Source organism: Clostridium sp. CM038 (genome assembly GCF_055081105.1).
On record NZ_JBSJEO010000002.1, the window covers coordinates 67,954 to 82,750 of the forward strand.

General features: G+C 31.0%; 11 protein-coding genes and 2 pseudogenes. 6 read left to right on the forward strand and 7 right to left on the reverse strand.

Annotated features, from left to right (window positions below; all coding sequences use genetic code 11):
- Window positions 1-189 precede the first annotated feature (189 nt).
- Together ACWJKS_RS19520 and ACWJKS_RS19525 are read left to right on the forward strand one after the other, a co-directional pair.
- Entirely contained in the window at window positions 190-405 is a 216-nt protein-coding gene (locus ACWJKS_RS19520; protein WP_220319677.1) for a hypothetical protein, read from the forward strand.
- Window positions 406-504: 99 nt separating this feature from the next.
- Window positions 505-666, forward strand: coding sequence for a hypothetical protein (locus ACWJKS_RS19525; protein WP_462961120.1), 162 nt, complete (start codon window positions 505-507; stop codon window positions 664-666).
- A gap of 302 nt (window positions 667-968) precedes the next feature.
- Here the strand turns inward: ACWJKS_RS19525 and ACWJKS_RS19530 are convergent, their stop codons facing one another.
- Both ACWJKS_RS19530 and ACWJKS_RS19535 read right to left on the reverse strand, forming a co-directional pair.
- Window positions 969-1,739 (reverse strand): hypothetical protein, encoded by a 771-nt coding sequence (locus ACWJKS_RS19530; RefSeq protein WP_462961121.1) that lies wholly within the window; start codon window positions 1,737-1,739, stop codon window positions 969-971.
- Window positions 1,726-2,214, reverse strand: coding sequence for an RNA polymerase sigma factor (locus ACWJKS_RS19535; protein WP_462961122.1), 489 nt, complete (start codon window positions 2,212-2,214; stop codon window positions 1,726-1,728). The genes ACWJKS_RS19530 and ACWJKS_RS19535 overlap by 14 nt, the downstream gene beginning before the upstream one ends.
- A gap of 714 nt (window positions 2,215-2,928) precedes the next feature.
- Here ACWJKS_RS19535 and ACWJKS_RS19540 point away from each other — a divergent pair.
- Complete coding sequence (locus tag ACWJKS_RS19540; protein ID WP_462961123.1) at window positions 2,929-3,201, forward strand: hypothetical protein; 273 nt, start codon at window positions 2,929-2,931, stop codon at window positions 3,199-3,201.
- Between the two features lie 671 nt (window positions 3,202-3,872).
- On the opposite strand, the gene ACWJKS_RS19545 is transcribed toward ACWJKS_RS19540, so the two are convergent.
- A complete protein-coding gene (locus tag ACWJKS_RS19545; protein WP_462961124.1) occupies window positions 3,873-5,258 on the reverse strand; it encodes a lipopolysaccharide biosynthesis protein in 1,386 nt (461 codons plus the stop codon).
- Between the two features lie 78 nt (window positions 5,259-5,336).
- Between ACWJKS_RS19545 and ACWJKS_RS19550 the strand changes: the two are divergent.
- A pseudogene (locus tag ACWJKS_RS19550) lies at window positions 5,337-6,086 on the forward strand (IS30 family transposase); the annotation flags it as partial.
- Window positions 6,087-6,131: 45 nt separating this feature from the next.
- On the opposite strand, the gene ACWJKS_RS19555 reads toward ACWJKS_RS19550, so the two are convergent.
- The gene (locus ACWJKS_RS19555) at window positions 6,132-7,397 is read right to left on the reverse strand and encodes an O-antigen ligase family protein (protein WP_462961125.1); all 1,266 of its coding nucleotides are present in this window, start codon (window positions 7,395-7,397) and stop codon (window positions 6,132-6,134) included.
- A 504-nt stretch (window positions 7,398-7,901) separates the two neighbouring features.
- Between ACWJKS_RS19555 and ACWJKS_RS19560 the strand changes: the two genes are divergently transcribed.
- Window positions 7,902-9,395, forward strand: coding sequence for a hypothetical protein (locus ACWJKS_RS19560; protein WP_462959674.1), 1,494 nt, complete (start codon window positions 7,902-7,904; stop codon window positions 9,393-9,395).
- Window positions 9,396-9,537: 142 nt separating this feature from the next.
- Here ACWJKS_RS19560 and ACWJKS_RS19565 read toward each other — a convergent pair.
- Window positions 9,538-9,800: pseudogene (locus ACWJKS_RS19565) on the reverse strand (transposase).
- A 582-nt stretch (window positions 9,801-10,382) separates the two neighbouring features.
- The gene (locus ACWJKS_RS19570; protein WP_462959674.1) at window positions 10,383-11,876 is read right to left on the reverse strand and encodes a hypothetical protein; all 1,494 of its coding nucleotides are present in this window, start codon (window positions 11,874-11,876) and stop codon (window positions 10,383-10,385) included.
- Window positions 11,877-12,056: 180 nt separating this feature from the next.
- On the opposite strand from ACWJKS_RS19570, the gene ACWJKS_RS19575 reads away from it, so the two are divergent.
- Complete coding sequence (locus ACWJKS_RS19575) at window positions 12,057-12,581, forward strand: acyltransferase (protein WP_462961126.1); 525 nt, start codon at window positions 12,057-12,059, stop codon at window positions 12,579-12,581.
- A 727-nt stretch (window positions 12,582-13,308) separates the two neighbouring features.
- Here the strand turns inward: ACWJKS_RS19575 and ACWJKS_RS19580 are convergent.
- On the reverse strand, window positions 13,309-14,751 hold the full coding sequence (locus ACWJKS_RS19580) for an IS4 family transposase (protein WP_462959655.1): 1,443 nt from the start codon (window positions 14,749-14,751) through the stop codon (window positions 13,309-13,311).
- Between the last annotated feature and the right edge of the window lie 46 nt (window positions 14,752-14,797).

The following is a 14,797-nucleotide window of genomic DNA, read 5'->3' on the forward strand; positions in this document are numbered from 1 at the left end:
AGTTACTATTTCTAAGGCTTATATTTAAGTACCGAAAACGAAGGTTTATGGAACTATATTCCTTAACGTAGGTTTTGTCGGTTCCGTTGGCTCCACCCTTGCTTGAAAATTATGGTATTATTAGTGTGTAAATTAACTATAATTTAGTAAACACTTCTAAAAAGCTGTGTAATGAGGGGGGGGATTAATATGAAATACAATACGAAAAGTTCAAAAGCAGGAGTAATTCTTTCTGTACTTGCAATCATTATTGCATCAATAACATTTGTATATGCAATAATTAAAGGAACATCAAATTGGTCTAACGGTATTATATTGTTTTGTGCTATTGGTATTTTTTGTAGTAATATTGAAATCTATAAATCACAAAAAAATAAAGACAATAATTCTAAAAAAAATATTTAATTGGTACAAAATACTCTTATATAGTTTATTAATCATAAGTTTACCATATGCCAGTACCCCTTATCGTCATATCAATTAAATCAGACTTTAGAACCAAAAATGGAAGTTACAGTTACCGAAGCCCAAAAGGAAGTAACGCGAATTTCCCAGCTGAAAGAATTTGAAAAGGAAAAAGCACTACTACAGCAAGAGAAGTTATTTAATAAGAAGATGCAGAGACAAAGCCAAAATCAACATAAAAAAACAGAATTTAAAAAATAGAGAATGTCATTAACTAATCTCTTTATTATTCAAAATAAAATCTAGTGTTAGTTATTAGAATAAGGCCAAATGGAATATAGGGCGTGCTTTCGGCCCTATATGAAATGCGGTAGTATTTAATGTACTTAACCTTTTGTAAGGTTTTAAATACTCTTATTACTAGATAAAAGGCATACAATATAATTTTCGTTATATTGTATGCCTCATATCTGTAACACATTAAATATTATATTAGAGTTGTTTTGATGTTTTGTTTTTGGTAATAGTTTTGGAACTGAAAATCACATATAAAGTGACTATTTTTATTTGGTACGGATAACTTGAGGTGCCATTTTAACTAATTCATCTTTCGATATATTAGAATTCATTGATGATAAAGAATAATGAATTCCATCCTGCATCCAATCTAAATATTTAAACTGAGAGATTTCTATCTTGTCACTTCCATAGCTGAACACATATTTACCGGACAATTTATCCTGCTTATCCTGCTCTGTCAATTTATAATTTGCTGGTACAACCTTATAAACAGATGAACTATAGTATAAATCTATACCGTTACAAGTATCAAAAACAGTCTCTTTATTTGATCTTTCCTCGAACATTCCGTTTTCCATAGAAAGATCTAATTTGTCATTACCTTTTGTATACGTAAAATCAAGGGATTTTGTTTTTTTTACAGAATTGCCTTTCTCATCAACTCCTTTATTATTGACGGCATATCCATCTGCAAAAGTGTATCCGTTGTCAAATTTATCAACTAATTTAGGATTAAATTTAAAATCATTCTTCACTTGTTCTACTGTAGGTATAGTAGTATATGTTGGTATAGTACTTGAACTCCCATATATAGACTGTATTTTTCCTGTGGCAAATACTGTCGTTCCTATTACCATAGTAGCTGCTAATATAACAATAATTTTTTTCCTCAATGATCCTCTTTTATATAATTTTATATTTTTCATTTCATCAGTCTCCTTTTTTTCTGGTAAACTGCTTAGTGTTGCATTTACCTTACTTTTAAAACTTTTAGGCATATCTGGAAAGATATTATTCCAATTATAGGCATTCATAATTTGCCTCCATATTCTCTAATTTTATTTTTATTGATTTTCGTCCTTTTGATAACCTGCTTTTTACAGTTCCAGTGGGTATTCCTAAAATCTGTTTAATTTCTTTTACTGAATATCCATCTACGTAATAAAGAACAATTGTAATACGAATACGCTCTGGTAAATTCTGAATGGCCATATATAATTCACTATAATCCTTTTTATCATCAGCCTTGTCAGACTCAAAGTATTCTTCATAAGGTACTTGTGAATGTTCTTTACTTTTCAAACTATAACATTCATTTATTAGTATTCTAACTAACCATGTTTTAAAATATTGTTCTTCCTTTAGTGTATCTAATTTGTTATAGGCTTTTAAAATTGCCCCCTGAACTGCATCCTCACAATCTTGATCATGAATCAAAATTGATTTAGACACATGATATAAAATAGATTGAATCTCAAGAACTTTGTCTGTAAATATAGTCTTGTTCAATTGACTTCCTACCTTTCTTTGCAAACTGTAGCGCTACTTTTTTTGCTTTACACTAATTAGATAGATATATTTGCTAAATGGTTCATTTAATTTTAACTTAAAATTAAATTTTTTATAATATCTGAATATTCTTGTTGAAGGAAACCTTAATTCTGCGTATATAATTTCGACTAGTATTAGGGTATTTATCTTTCATAATAAATTTTTTCTTCAAAATCACAAGTAAAAAATTAGGATATATTCGATATAAATAGTGCATAAATGGAGTGTATATTCTCAATTAGACACCATTTATGCAGTGAAATAGAGACTTATTGCATATGTTAAAGTAAGAATGAGGGTATAGGCTAGTTATAGGAATAAGTAAAATGTCGTGAAATTAATCTTTCACGACATTTGTTGTTTAACATTTACTTAATAGTTTTTGGTTTATTATCTATTATTGAAAATAATTGCTATAAAACAAAAGATTAACAATGAGCTTATGCTAAACTGAAATAAAGAGAAATAAAAAGAATACTGTCCCAAACATAAATAATTTAATTAATGAATTTAAATCATTTATATTTCTGACGAGATAGATTAATCTTTTCAACAAGTTGCGGTTATTGCCACTTCGATGTTCATTGGATTTTGTACGAACTTTATATCATATAAGTTAACCTTATAGAATAACTTATTAGTATTAATTTATTTAGGAGAGGAATGCTATTTATGTTTGTTAGAGTTATGTTTTTTAAAAATGGGTATGAGCCTATGCTTGCATCTAAAGAACAAAAGGATGCTTTTCGCAAAATGGATATCACAAATCCTATAGTTGAGGATGGATATATTGACATTGATACTCAAAAGGACCCAACATATATTAATTTACTACTCCATTCAGATTTGATTGAAGTATTTGATGGAATTTATAAAATTAAAAATAGACAATTCAGGGCCATGAATCCATATGCCCTTTGGATAGAACTAGATAAAAAAATCTAATTAAGTTTATAGAACATCTAAAACTATTGAAAATCTATTATAAATAATATAGCCAAAGCACATTAAATATAATTTTAACGTACTTTGGCTATATTACTAATGTTATCGACTCATTGGATTTTGTACGAACTTCGTTAAATTATTATTTCATGGCATTTTATTTTTGAAATAAGCAATTATAGTTTGTTCAAAATAGGCAAATATGTCGTCACAACCTGAATTACTGTTATCAGTACATTAGTAGCTTTAAAAACTGCTTAAACATAAGTAACTACTTAAGTTTAAGATACTTCTAGGTATTCACATACTGAATTATATTAACCCACCCTATCTAATGATGTGAGGGTTAATATATGCCTGCACGCCAGTTAGCATGTAACGCTCGTATAAGGTTTTCAGATTCCACTTCATACAAACCCACTCGCTATGTCTTCGACGAAAATCCTTTAAATTTAACTAAAATTTAATTAGAATTGAAATTTAATTTAAAAATAAGTGATGCTGCCAAGTAGGTGCCAGTACCTAGCACAAGCATTAAATATCTCAGCTTTGTATTATGCCATAAAATATTTAGAAAATATCAAAAAGAATGTAAAGCAACGTGTTTTGACTTTTACATTAAATGTATTACATAACCTTTCACGACATTTGTTATATTTAATTGTTATCAATCACTTTGTAAGTTTCTGTTTTTTAATAATATTTTTTAGGACATACATACAAAGATATTTTAAATCATCCTTATAAAAAATCCATTCTAGGGATATTACTGTTATTAAATATATAATGAATGATATTATAGGATTAAATCCGAATGCCTTTAACCCGTTATATATAATCAAAATCGTTGATATAAATAGTACTTCTTTTTTTGTAATAACAACGTCATTAAAATCTCTTGAAGAATAAAAAAACCATATTATTAAACTAATTAGGGAACCAAATGCCAACATTATTGGCTTATTGTTTATTAATAATAAACTAACATTAATTATAAATGCAACAATCAAAATTTCTATTGCGACTATAGTATACCTTTTTGTCTTTCTTTTAACTTTATATAGATTACTATAAATAACATTAGTTACCGTTACAAACGGTATACAGCATATCAATACACTCAAAACTTGTAAAGAAGGAATGTATTTAGGTATGTAATGTTCAACAATGAATTGCAAACAAAAATATCCTGATAAACTAATAAAAGTTATTAATTCAATCATTGTTTTTAATTTGTTTATCATTTTTTTGTCACTATTATACTTTGAAAAATAAGGAAAGAGTACAGCAGTAACTGCTCCTATTAACACAAGAAATAAATTTAACATTGATACTCCAAAAGAATAATAAGCGAAATCAAGAGTTGAAAATCTAAACTTAATAATCCACCTATCTAAACTAAAAATCAAAGTAGAAACTAGATTTCCAATTAATACTGCAGCCCCTAAACTTATAAGATATTTAGATTCACCTAAATTAATTTTTGAGGGTTCTCTGTAGTTTTTCATGAAAATAGTAGTACAAATTATTGCTAATACTATCTGAATTAATATTTGAAATTCAACATAAACTACTGCTGACTTACATACAAATACAACAATTAACATACTTACCAAATTTAAAGCATTAATGCTTCCTCTAAGTAGAGAATATTTATCAAAACTTCCTGTAGCCCTTAAAAGCAGATCAAAAAACAATATAATTTGAAAAGGAATAGTATATACCACAAATGCTATATACATATTATCTTTTATAAAAAGAGTTCCTGCTAACATAAAGATAGTAGTAATACTCAAAATTTTTATTAATGTATTGAAATACCCTCTTATTTTTCCCTTATCTAATTCTTCCATTCTTTTACCACCTAATACTATGTACATACCATCTGAAAATCCTAAATGTGGTATCCCCGAATATACAACATATAAACCAAAAGTTTTAATCGTTGTATAGTCATCTACGGATAAAACTTTTGGTAGTAAAAACCCACTTATTATACCTATAACCAAAGTGGCTATTTCAACAAATATAACTTTTAAAGCTTTTCTCATATTCATATTATTATACAATCCTTTTTTACTCTTTAATATTTTGTTGAATTGTTGCTATTTACAAAAATCATCGTCTAAATTCTTGTAGTGGATAAATTTAAAAATTCATCATGGTCACTTGATGCTTGCGTGGGTAATTCACTTAAAACTAATCGCTTTAAACGTTCTGAAATAGTCTGTACTAAGATATTGTATAACTATGTTGATCTTGGGTTACTTAATGTTAAAAATGTTGATTTGCCAATAAAACTACGTAGAAATACCAAGCCCTCAACAGTCAAAAAACACAAGAAAATTCTGGGTAAAAGCATTGAAGAGCGCCCAGATACTATAAATAATAGTAAGGAATTTGGTCATTGGGAGATTGATACCGTAATTGGAGAAAAATCGGGTAATGACTGTGTACTTTTGACTATTGTTTTACGTAAAACTAGGAACCCTATTGTACGTAAAATTGCAGCTAAAACAGCCAGTGCAGTTATTGATGAGCTTACAAACATCCACAATTTATATGGTGAGCAGTTTAGCCAGGTATTTAAAACAATAACTGGGGATAATGGTTCTGAATTTGCTTATTTATACACACTCGAAGTTGGCAGTGATACAAAGGTATATCTCACTCACCCATATTCTTTCTTTGAAAAGGGAACTAACGAACGTCACAATTGATTAATACGTCGCTTCATTCCTAAAGGGAAACGTATGTCAAATTATAGTGCTGCTGATATTGCATTCATAGAGGATTGGATGAATACCCTTCCTAGGAGGATACTCCAGTACAAAGCCCCTGAAGAAATATTTGAAGCACAATTAGATATAATCTATGCAGCATAAGTAAATTCAACGATTTAGGTCATAAATAGAAATTAGTTCAATTTGTTATTGCAATTGGTCATTTAAATTATTTGTTGATGTGTTTAATAAACTTTCAGCCGTAGCTACTATAAACCAAAAATATGTTGTAACTTTGGGTACAAACAATAAATTATCTGATAAATTCATAAAATAGAATGCTACCATTGATGCTAAGGCACCCATATAAAACGCTTGCAAAAATTTATCATCTGTTATAGTAATTAATTTTTTTAATCTAATAAGTACTGTTACAAAAATTACTAAAAGAGATGTTATTCCTATTATGCCCAATTCACTTTGAGTCTTTAAATAAGAACTATGTGTAGGATATCTTGTATACGAGTTGTAGCTTAGGCCTTTATACTTATTAATATATTCGTTATACCTACTGATATAATTACCATTACCAACTCCTAGAATTGGATGTTCCTTAATCATCATTAGAGCCGTTTTCCACAATTTAATTCTAGCCACATTTTGTCCATTATTTGTTAAATCCTTAACTGTATCAAGAACCGCCGGACTAAATAAAGCCAAAATACCTACCCCTCCAAAAACTACAATTAATTTTAAACTATATAGCACACATAAAACCGCTGCACCGATACAAACGCCTAATAAAACATTTCTAGAATAAGTCATAAGTATATTTAGAAATATTAGAATTGATATTATTCCATACATACTCTTTAATTTTTTGTTTTTTTCATAAATTGTTAGCATTACTAATGGAAAAATAATTAAAATAAGAAAGCCCGCATATGCATTAGGATTTTGCATTGTCGCAGCAAGTTTACCTGCTCTATATCCATAGGAGTACTTCACAACAAATCTTTTATCCAATCCAATTATTGTAAAATATTGAATTATACCAAAAATACTCAATACTCCCGATGTGAATATAAAACATTTCAATAAGTTTTTCACTAATTTTTTTGTATTAAATTCGTACTTAATTATAAAGAATATAAATACGTATGTTAAAAATCTTGCGCTTTCGCTTAATGCTAATCCCTTTTCCAATGAATAAAAGGTTGATAATAACATTATGCCCAATAATATTGCTATGCAAATGCTTAAGGTACTACTAAAGAAATCTCTAATCCCATAAAGAAACCTTTCCCTCGTATCCTTATTAAAACCTAGCTTTATGAGATATACGCAAATAATTATCCCTAATAAAATATCTGAAACAGGTATTCCTTTTAACTTTGTTCCCTCCTGAATCAGAGGCATTATCACTATATACACGCACATTAAATAATATAAAATACTATACTTAGCTTTCATTTTTTACACCTCTTTATAGACTAAAATAATTTTTATAAATTCATCAATATTTTTTTCGATTTTCTTGTTATATTCTCTCTATCATAATTCTTAACAACATAATTCCTTCCATTTTCACCCAACCTATTTCTAAGTTCCATGTTATTATATAACTTTAACACCGCTTCTGCAATTTATTTTGAATTTTCTGGTTCCACTACAACTCCTGCATTTGCACTATTTATTAATTTCGCAGCTTCACCCTGTACTGGCAAAATAATAGGTGTTTCTGAAGCTAAAGTCTCAAATATTTTTGAAGGTAGATCACCTACAAAAACAAATTGAATATCTTCCTCCTCTTTTACTATGAGCTTTCACGGAAACTCCTTAGCTCCTGTGATTACTCATTTTTAGTATCATTAATTTTTGTTGATTCCCCCACTTTTTTTGCATAAAACACTTGACAAGCCTGTAAAATTTTGCGGTCCTCCTCTTAAAGACATGTTTTAATAGGAGGATTATTTTATGCTTAAAAATTGGAGCTCTCATGCTGATTATCAGCAATTTATTATTTTAAATCTCTCATGTTTCTACAAAGCTTTTCCTAAAAAAATTATAGAACTTGAACCTTCTATCTCTAAGTTGTATTGCTTAGACTTAGATATTCTTAGAGAGATATTAAAACCTTATTATTCTAATATTGGTAGACCTGCAACTCTTCAACCTGAGATATTTCGTTCATTTTCTTTAATGCTTTTTCAAAAGGAAACAAGCATTACCAACTGGGTTAAAAAGATTCATGCCTGTGAGTTACTTGCAACCTGTATAGGCTGCACTAAAAATAATGTCCCATCACTTGGTGCTCATTATGATTTTATCTCTAGATTATGGCTTTCAAATCTGTCTACCGACAGGGTAAACCTAAAAAAAATATATTCGTATAAGAAGAAACCCTCTAAAATTAAGGCACCCGGGAAAAATAAAAAGCTTCCTAATAAAAAAACTGGTGTTGTTAAGAGAATTTCAGATTTTTTTGAAGCTGGTCGCTCATTTTCCCTAAGAGCCGAAAGGCTGCTTCAAAAAATATTCTCATTAGTTGCTGTAGAACCCTCTTTTAATCTTAACTTAATAGAAAAAGATAACCTTACAGTTGGCGGCGATGGTACTTGTGTTCACTGTAAGTCTTCTTACTATGGTTCTAAAGTTTGTGACTGCCGTGAAAATGGAATTTACGATTGCAAATGCCCTCGTAGACTTTCTGACATAAATGCTAATTGGGGTTGGGACAGCCATGAAAATCGTTGGTTTTATGGCTACACTCTCTATGCTTTATCTGTCTATAATAAAAAATATAAGATAGATCTACCTATTTATCTACGATTTGTAGAGGCAAGCAGACACGACAGTGTCACTGGAATAGTAGCATTAGCTGAATTTAGAGAACTGTTACCGCAGTTCACTATATCAAATTATGTTCTTGACTCAGCTAATGATAACTACCCTACATATGAATTATGTTCTAAATGGAACATTAATCCCTTTATTGATCTGAACTCCAAAAACAAAGGAAATTCAAAATATCCAGTTACTCTAGATATTAATGAAAAAGGATTTCCTATCTGTATTGGTGGCCATGAAATGGTCTATAACGGTTATGAAAAAAGTCGTTCACGCCTTAAATGGCGTTGCCCTTTAGTTTTAAAAAAGGTTGCTAGTTGCTCTTGCTGTGAACAGTGCTCACCTTCACCTTATGGGCGAGTAATCTACACTAAACCATCATGGGATTTGCGGTTGTTTACTCCTGTGCCTCGCGGCTCAAAACAATGGAAAACTATTTATAAAACTAGAACCTGCTCAGAACGTATAAACAATCGTATTCTAAATGATTATAAAATTCATACTTTACGAATACATGGTAAAAAACGTTATTCATTTATGACTATGATTGCTGGAATTAATATTCATCTAGATGCAAGACTTAAAGTTTCAGGTTTTAGTATTTTAAATTTATTAGAGTAGCTGTTTGACAATTAAGTACTTTTTTCTGAAAATTCCTGCATCGTGTAGGCTTGTTTGCTATACCTATTTTTATTCCTAACTGCTCTCTGAACATAAAATTTATAGCACTATAATGACTCTATACATAATTAAGTTTTACATATTAGTTTCCGTGACTACTCACTATCTCTGCTGCATTTATCTCTTGGCTTTCAATGTATTTTCTTATTGTTTCTTCCGTTACACTTCCTACAGTTGCACAAAAATAGCCTCTTACCCATAAATATTGTCCCCAATATCTTTTCCTATACTTCCTTGTACTATTGTTATCCCCCTTGCTTCGCAACCTTGTCTTATCAATTCTCTTAATTTTACTGCTACATTTTTATTTAGCACTTTATATCTGCATTTTGTTACCCATATCATATACAGTATGTTTTCCTTTGTTATATTTGCCCATACCAATCGCCTTCTTTAATAATTAGTATGGGCAAATTTTCAGTTTTTTAAAAGGCTGGAAGCGTATACCGTCTAAAGACGGTGGTTTTAGACCCCGCGCATAGAAAAGTAAAAAGCTCATACTTACAAATTCAGTTATCCAGCGGCACAGCCACAACTAACATAGGCGACTATATCTCGATCCAATCCATCGTCGATAAGATAATTAACTGAGGGTACCCGCTGTGAGAATACGGGGATTGACACGGTGAACCACCCCTAGCACGGAAGGTATTTGGGCGAACACCAATAAATCGTCAAGTATCTTGCTGGTTGGTTTAATAAGAGCTATAATAAATTTATTGTATTCTTGCAGTCACATACGGAATGAGAGTTAAAATTTCTATTAGAGTAGTCACGGAAACTAATATGTAAAACTTAATTATGTATAGAGTCATTATAGTGCTATAAATTTTATGTTCAGAGAGCAGTTAGGAATAAAAATAGGTATAGCAAACAAGCCTACACGATGCAGGAATTTTCAGAAAAAAGTACTTAATTGTCAAACAGCTACTCTAATAAATTTAAAATACTAAAACCTGAAACTTTAAGTCTTGCATCTAGATGAATATTAATTCCAGCAATCATAGTCATAAATGAATAACGTTTTTTACCATGTATTCGTAAAGTATGAATTTTATAATCATTTAGAATACGATTGTTTATACGTTCTGAGCAGGTTCTAGTTTTATAAATAGTTTTCCATTGTTTTGAGCCGCGAGGCACAGGAGTAAACAACCGCAAATCCCATGATGGTTTAGTGTAGATTACTCGCCCATAAGGTGAAGGTGAGCACTGTTCACAGCAAGAGCAACTAGCAACCTTTTTTAAAACTAAAGGGCAACGCCATTTAAGGCGTGAACGACTTTTTTCATAACCGTTATAGACCATTTCATGGCCACCAATACAGATAGGAAATCCTTTTTCATTAATATCTAGAGTAACTGGATATTTTGAATTTCCTTTGTTTTTGGAGTTCAGATCAATAAAGGGATTAATGTTCCATTTAGAACATAATTCATATGTAGGGTAGTTATCATTAGCTGAGTCAAGAACATAATTTGATATAGTGAACTGCGGTAACAGTTCTCTAAATTCAGCTAATGCTACTATTCCAGTGACACTGTCGTGTCTGCTTGCCTCTACAAATCGTAGATAAATAGGTAGATCTATCTTATATTTTTTATTATAGACAGATAAAGCATAGAGAGTGTAGCCATAAAACCAACGATTTTCATGGCTGTCCCAACCCCAATTAGCATTTATGTCAGAAAGTCTACGAGGGCATTTGCAATCGTAAATTCCATTTTCACGGCAGTCACAAACTTTAGAACCATAGTAAGAAGACTTACAGTGAACACAAGTACCATCGCCGCCAACTGTAAGGTTATCTTTTTCTATTAAGTTAAGATTAAAAGAGGGTTCTACAGCAACTAATGAGAATATTTTTTGAAGCAGCCTTTCGGCTCTTAGGGAAAATGAGCGACCAGCTTCAAAAAAATCTGAAATTCTCTTAACAACACCAGTTTTTTTATTAGGAAGCTTTTTATTTTTCCCGGGTGCCTTAATTTTAGAGGGTTTCTTCTTATACGAATATATTTTTTTTAGGTTTACCCTGTCGGTAGACAGATTTGAAAGCCATAATCTAGAGATAAAATCATAATGAGCACCAAGTGATGGGACATTATTTTTAGTGCAGCCTATACAGGTTGCAAGTAACTCACAGGCATGAATCTTTTTAACCCAGTTGGTAATGCTTGTTTCCTTTTGAAAAAGCATTAAAGAAAATGAACGAAATATCTCAGGTTGAAGAGTTGCAGGTCTACCAATATTAGAATAATAAGGTTTTAATATCTCTCTAAGAATATCTAAGTCTAAGCAATACAACTTAGAGATAGAAGGTTCAAGTTCTATAATTTTTTTAGGAAAAGCTTTGTAGAAACATGAGAGATTTAAAATAATAAATTGCTGATAATCAGCATGAGAGCTCCAATTTTTAAGCATAAAATAATCCTCCTATTAAAACATGTCTTTAAGAGGAGGACCGCAAAATTTTACAGGCTTGTCAAGTGTTTTATGCAAAAAAAGTGGGGGAATCAACAAAAATTAATGATACTAAAAATGAGTAATCACAGGAGCTAAGGAGTTTCCGTGAAAGCTCTATTATAGAAAGGGGGATAAACTATGAATAGCAAATTTCATCAAGCGTTATTAGGAACGGTTGGGAACGCATTACCCATATCATATCAACCACTTGGATGTATCGGAAAAAGATTCAGAGCCTATTGTGCTAAGCACATCGCAAAAATTATGGGGGAGAATTGCAATATAGAAAAAGGATGTATCATTGGAAGAAATGTTGCCATTGGTGATAATTCTGGGATAGGCGTGAACTGTTTGGTGCAAGGAGCAACCATCATAGGTGACAATGTGATAATGGGGCCAGAATGTATGATTTATACGGTCAACCATTCCTTCAACAAAGAAACATTGAAGTACGAGGGGGTGACAGATAGATCCCCTGTGAGAATAGGAAACAATGTATGGATAGGAGCCAGATGTATTCTTCTTCCGGGGATAACGATTGGGGACGGGGCTACGGTTGGCGCTGGGGCTATTGTGACCCATGATATACCTGCATATACTTTGGCTGCTGGAAATCCAGCGAAGGTCATTAAAAGTTTGGTTTTGAACCAAACTCTTTCCTGAATGAAATGAAAATCATCGTTTTCATAAATCGAATTACTGAAAATAAACATGAAAGGACTGTCTGCGGATAGTCCTTTTTAATTTGATACAGGAACGTGTAAAATGGAAAATTATATTCATATGCAACAGTACCCGAAGTGTGACTTTACAGCCAGTATCTCCGTCTTCACCTATGCTTCGCAACATTACATTACTGCAACGCTGGCAGGAATATTAGTAAATCTCAGTATCCATAAGATTATTGGCTCCTATGCCGAACTCGAAAATATTAGTTAACTAACAGAAACCATTTCTTAAGTAACTATTCTATCGGCCTAGAAAGCTTATCGTAACTACTACATAACGTTTTCGCTAACTAAAAAGGTCGCACACCCAGTCAATTCTACCTCGCTAACCTTTTGTCTACGATTAAAATGTTACGTTACCGCAACATCTCTAAGACTCGATACAAAGCGATTTGCTAAATCTTACCTTGACAGGATTCCCACCTGCTAGAATATACGCCCTGTCGGGATGCACCACGAATCGTTGCCTTACCCCATAGCCATCAAGCTAAGCCATATTGAATATTAGTAAGTCAGTATTAAATACTATATTTTACCATCAAAATTTATTTTGAAAGATTTTAATGGTAAATTTTAAGTGTACAATAGTATTCAAACAATTTTAGGGTACACTAAAAAAAGCCACGTATATAGTGGGGCTTTTACAATTTTATCAAGTTGTTTTATGCTGCAACTTTAGCCTGCGATGATGTTAATTTATAACAAACTCCAAGAATATCAAAAACAGTTTTCTTGTTCTTTTTATGAGATTTCAGACCATTCCTAACTACATTTTCAAATATTAATTTTAAGGTATTGAGAACTTTATTAGGGAATTTGATAAGCTCAAAATACAGACTATCAATATATTCATGAACTATTTCACAAGTTTTAATTTCACTGGCTTCAAGGCCTTTATTTTCTAAAGCTAAAGTCCTCATTTTAAACATTACAGCAGAGCTTATTAGTAGCAAAATAAGTTTTCCATAAAGCTGACATTGAAACCGTTCTATTTTAACTAACTTTACAACCTGTATACTAAATATGGATTTCCACGTTTTAAATATTATTTCGATCTGCCATCTTAAACTGTAAAACTCATGAACCTGCTTTGAACTTAAAACTTCTTCCTTAATATTCGTTATATAAATAGATATACCTAATAATTCAATCGTATTATTACTTTTTTCTATACCCTTTTTTTTAGCATTCTTCACAGATTTTTCTGTTCTTTTTTTCAATTGCCCATTTGTTAGTTTATACAAAATAAGCCTTGTTTTTAGCGTCTTTTCCTTGCCTACATAGACATCCTTAATTTCATAACGGTCCCCCTCGCCCATCTGTTTCATTATGTCAGAAATATAGATTCTTTTAAAAAGGCTTGATTTTTTAGGAGCGCCATTCTTATAGTACTCTATATCCTTATTTTCTATATATACTGCTATATTAGGTTTGAGTCTTGATATGTAAAACGCTTCTCTATCTTCTATGTCCAAAAAATCTTCAAAGTTGAAATACCCAAGATCTCTTAAAATAAGATCCCCAGATTTGATAGTATCTCTTATTTTGCTCCCAAAAGTATTGTCGCTTCCTGAGCCAGCTCCTACTTGTATATTAAGAAGATTTCCAGATTTCAATTCATATTCTAGTTGTATTTTTACACCTGAAGCTTGAGAGCAGCCACCAGATCCAGGATAAATATCTTTATAGCTTTCTGGTACTTGAAAAGCAGTAGAATCAAGTATTCTTATTCGTTTGAAATGTTCATCCCATACACTTGGTATACAAGTATTATTTGTTATTGTTTGGCGCAACAGGTTCTCAAAAATCTTCTTTAAAAATTCCACACATCTTTCATTTAAACGTTGATCTAATGCTTGATTAGAAATAACTATTCCTATTTTTGCACTAAGTTTTGTACATAAGGTAACAAGTGTATTATTCGCAACCTCTGCATCCATAAAGCAGCATAAGCAAACGAATTCCCATGCTTTAATTTTACCTTTTCTTTTCACAAAGCCTGTTACTCTAGCTATTTCTTCAATCTCCTCTTTTGAAAAACATCTTTTAATTTCAGCTGCAAAATGTTTCATATCTTTATCCAATTTTAAGTTTTCTTCTATCATTTGTAAATTACCCCCATTGATGTGTTTTGTTATCTTTTAAATGATA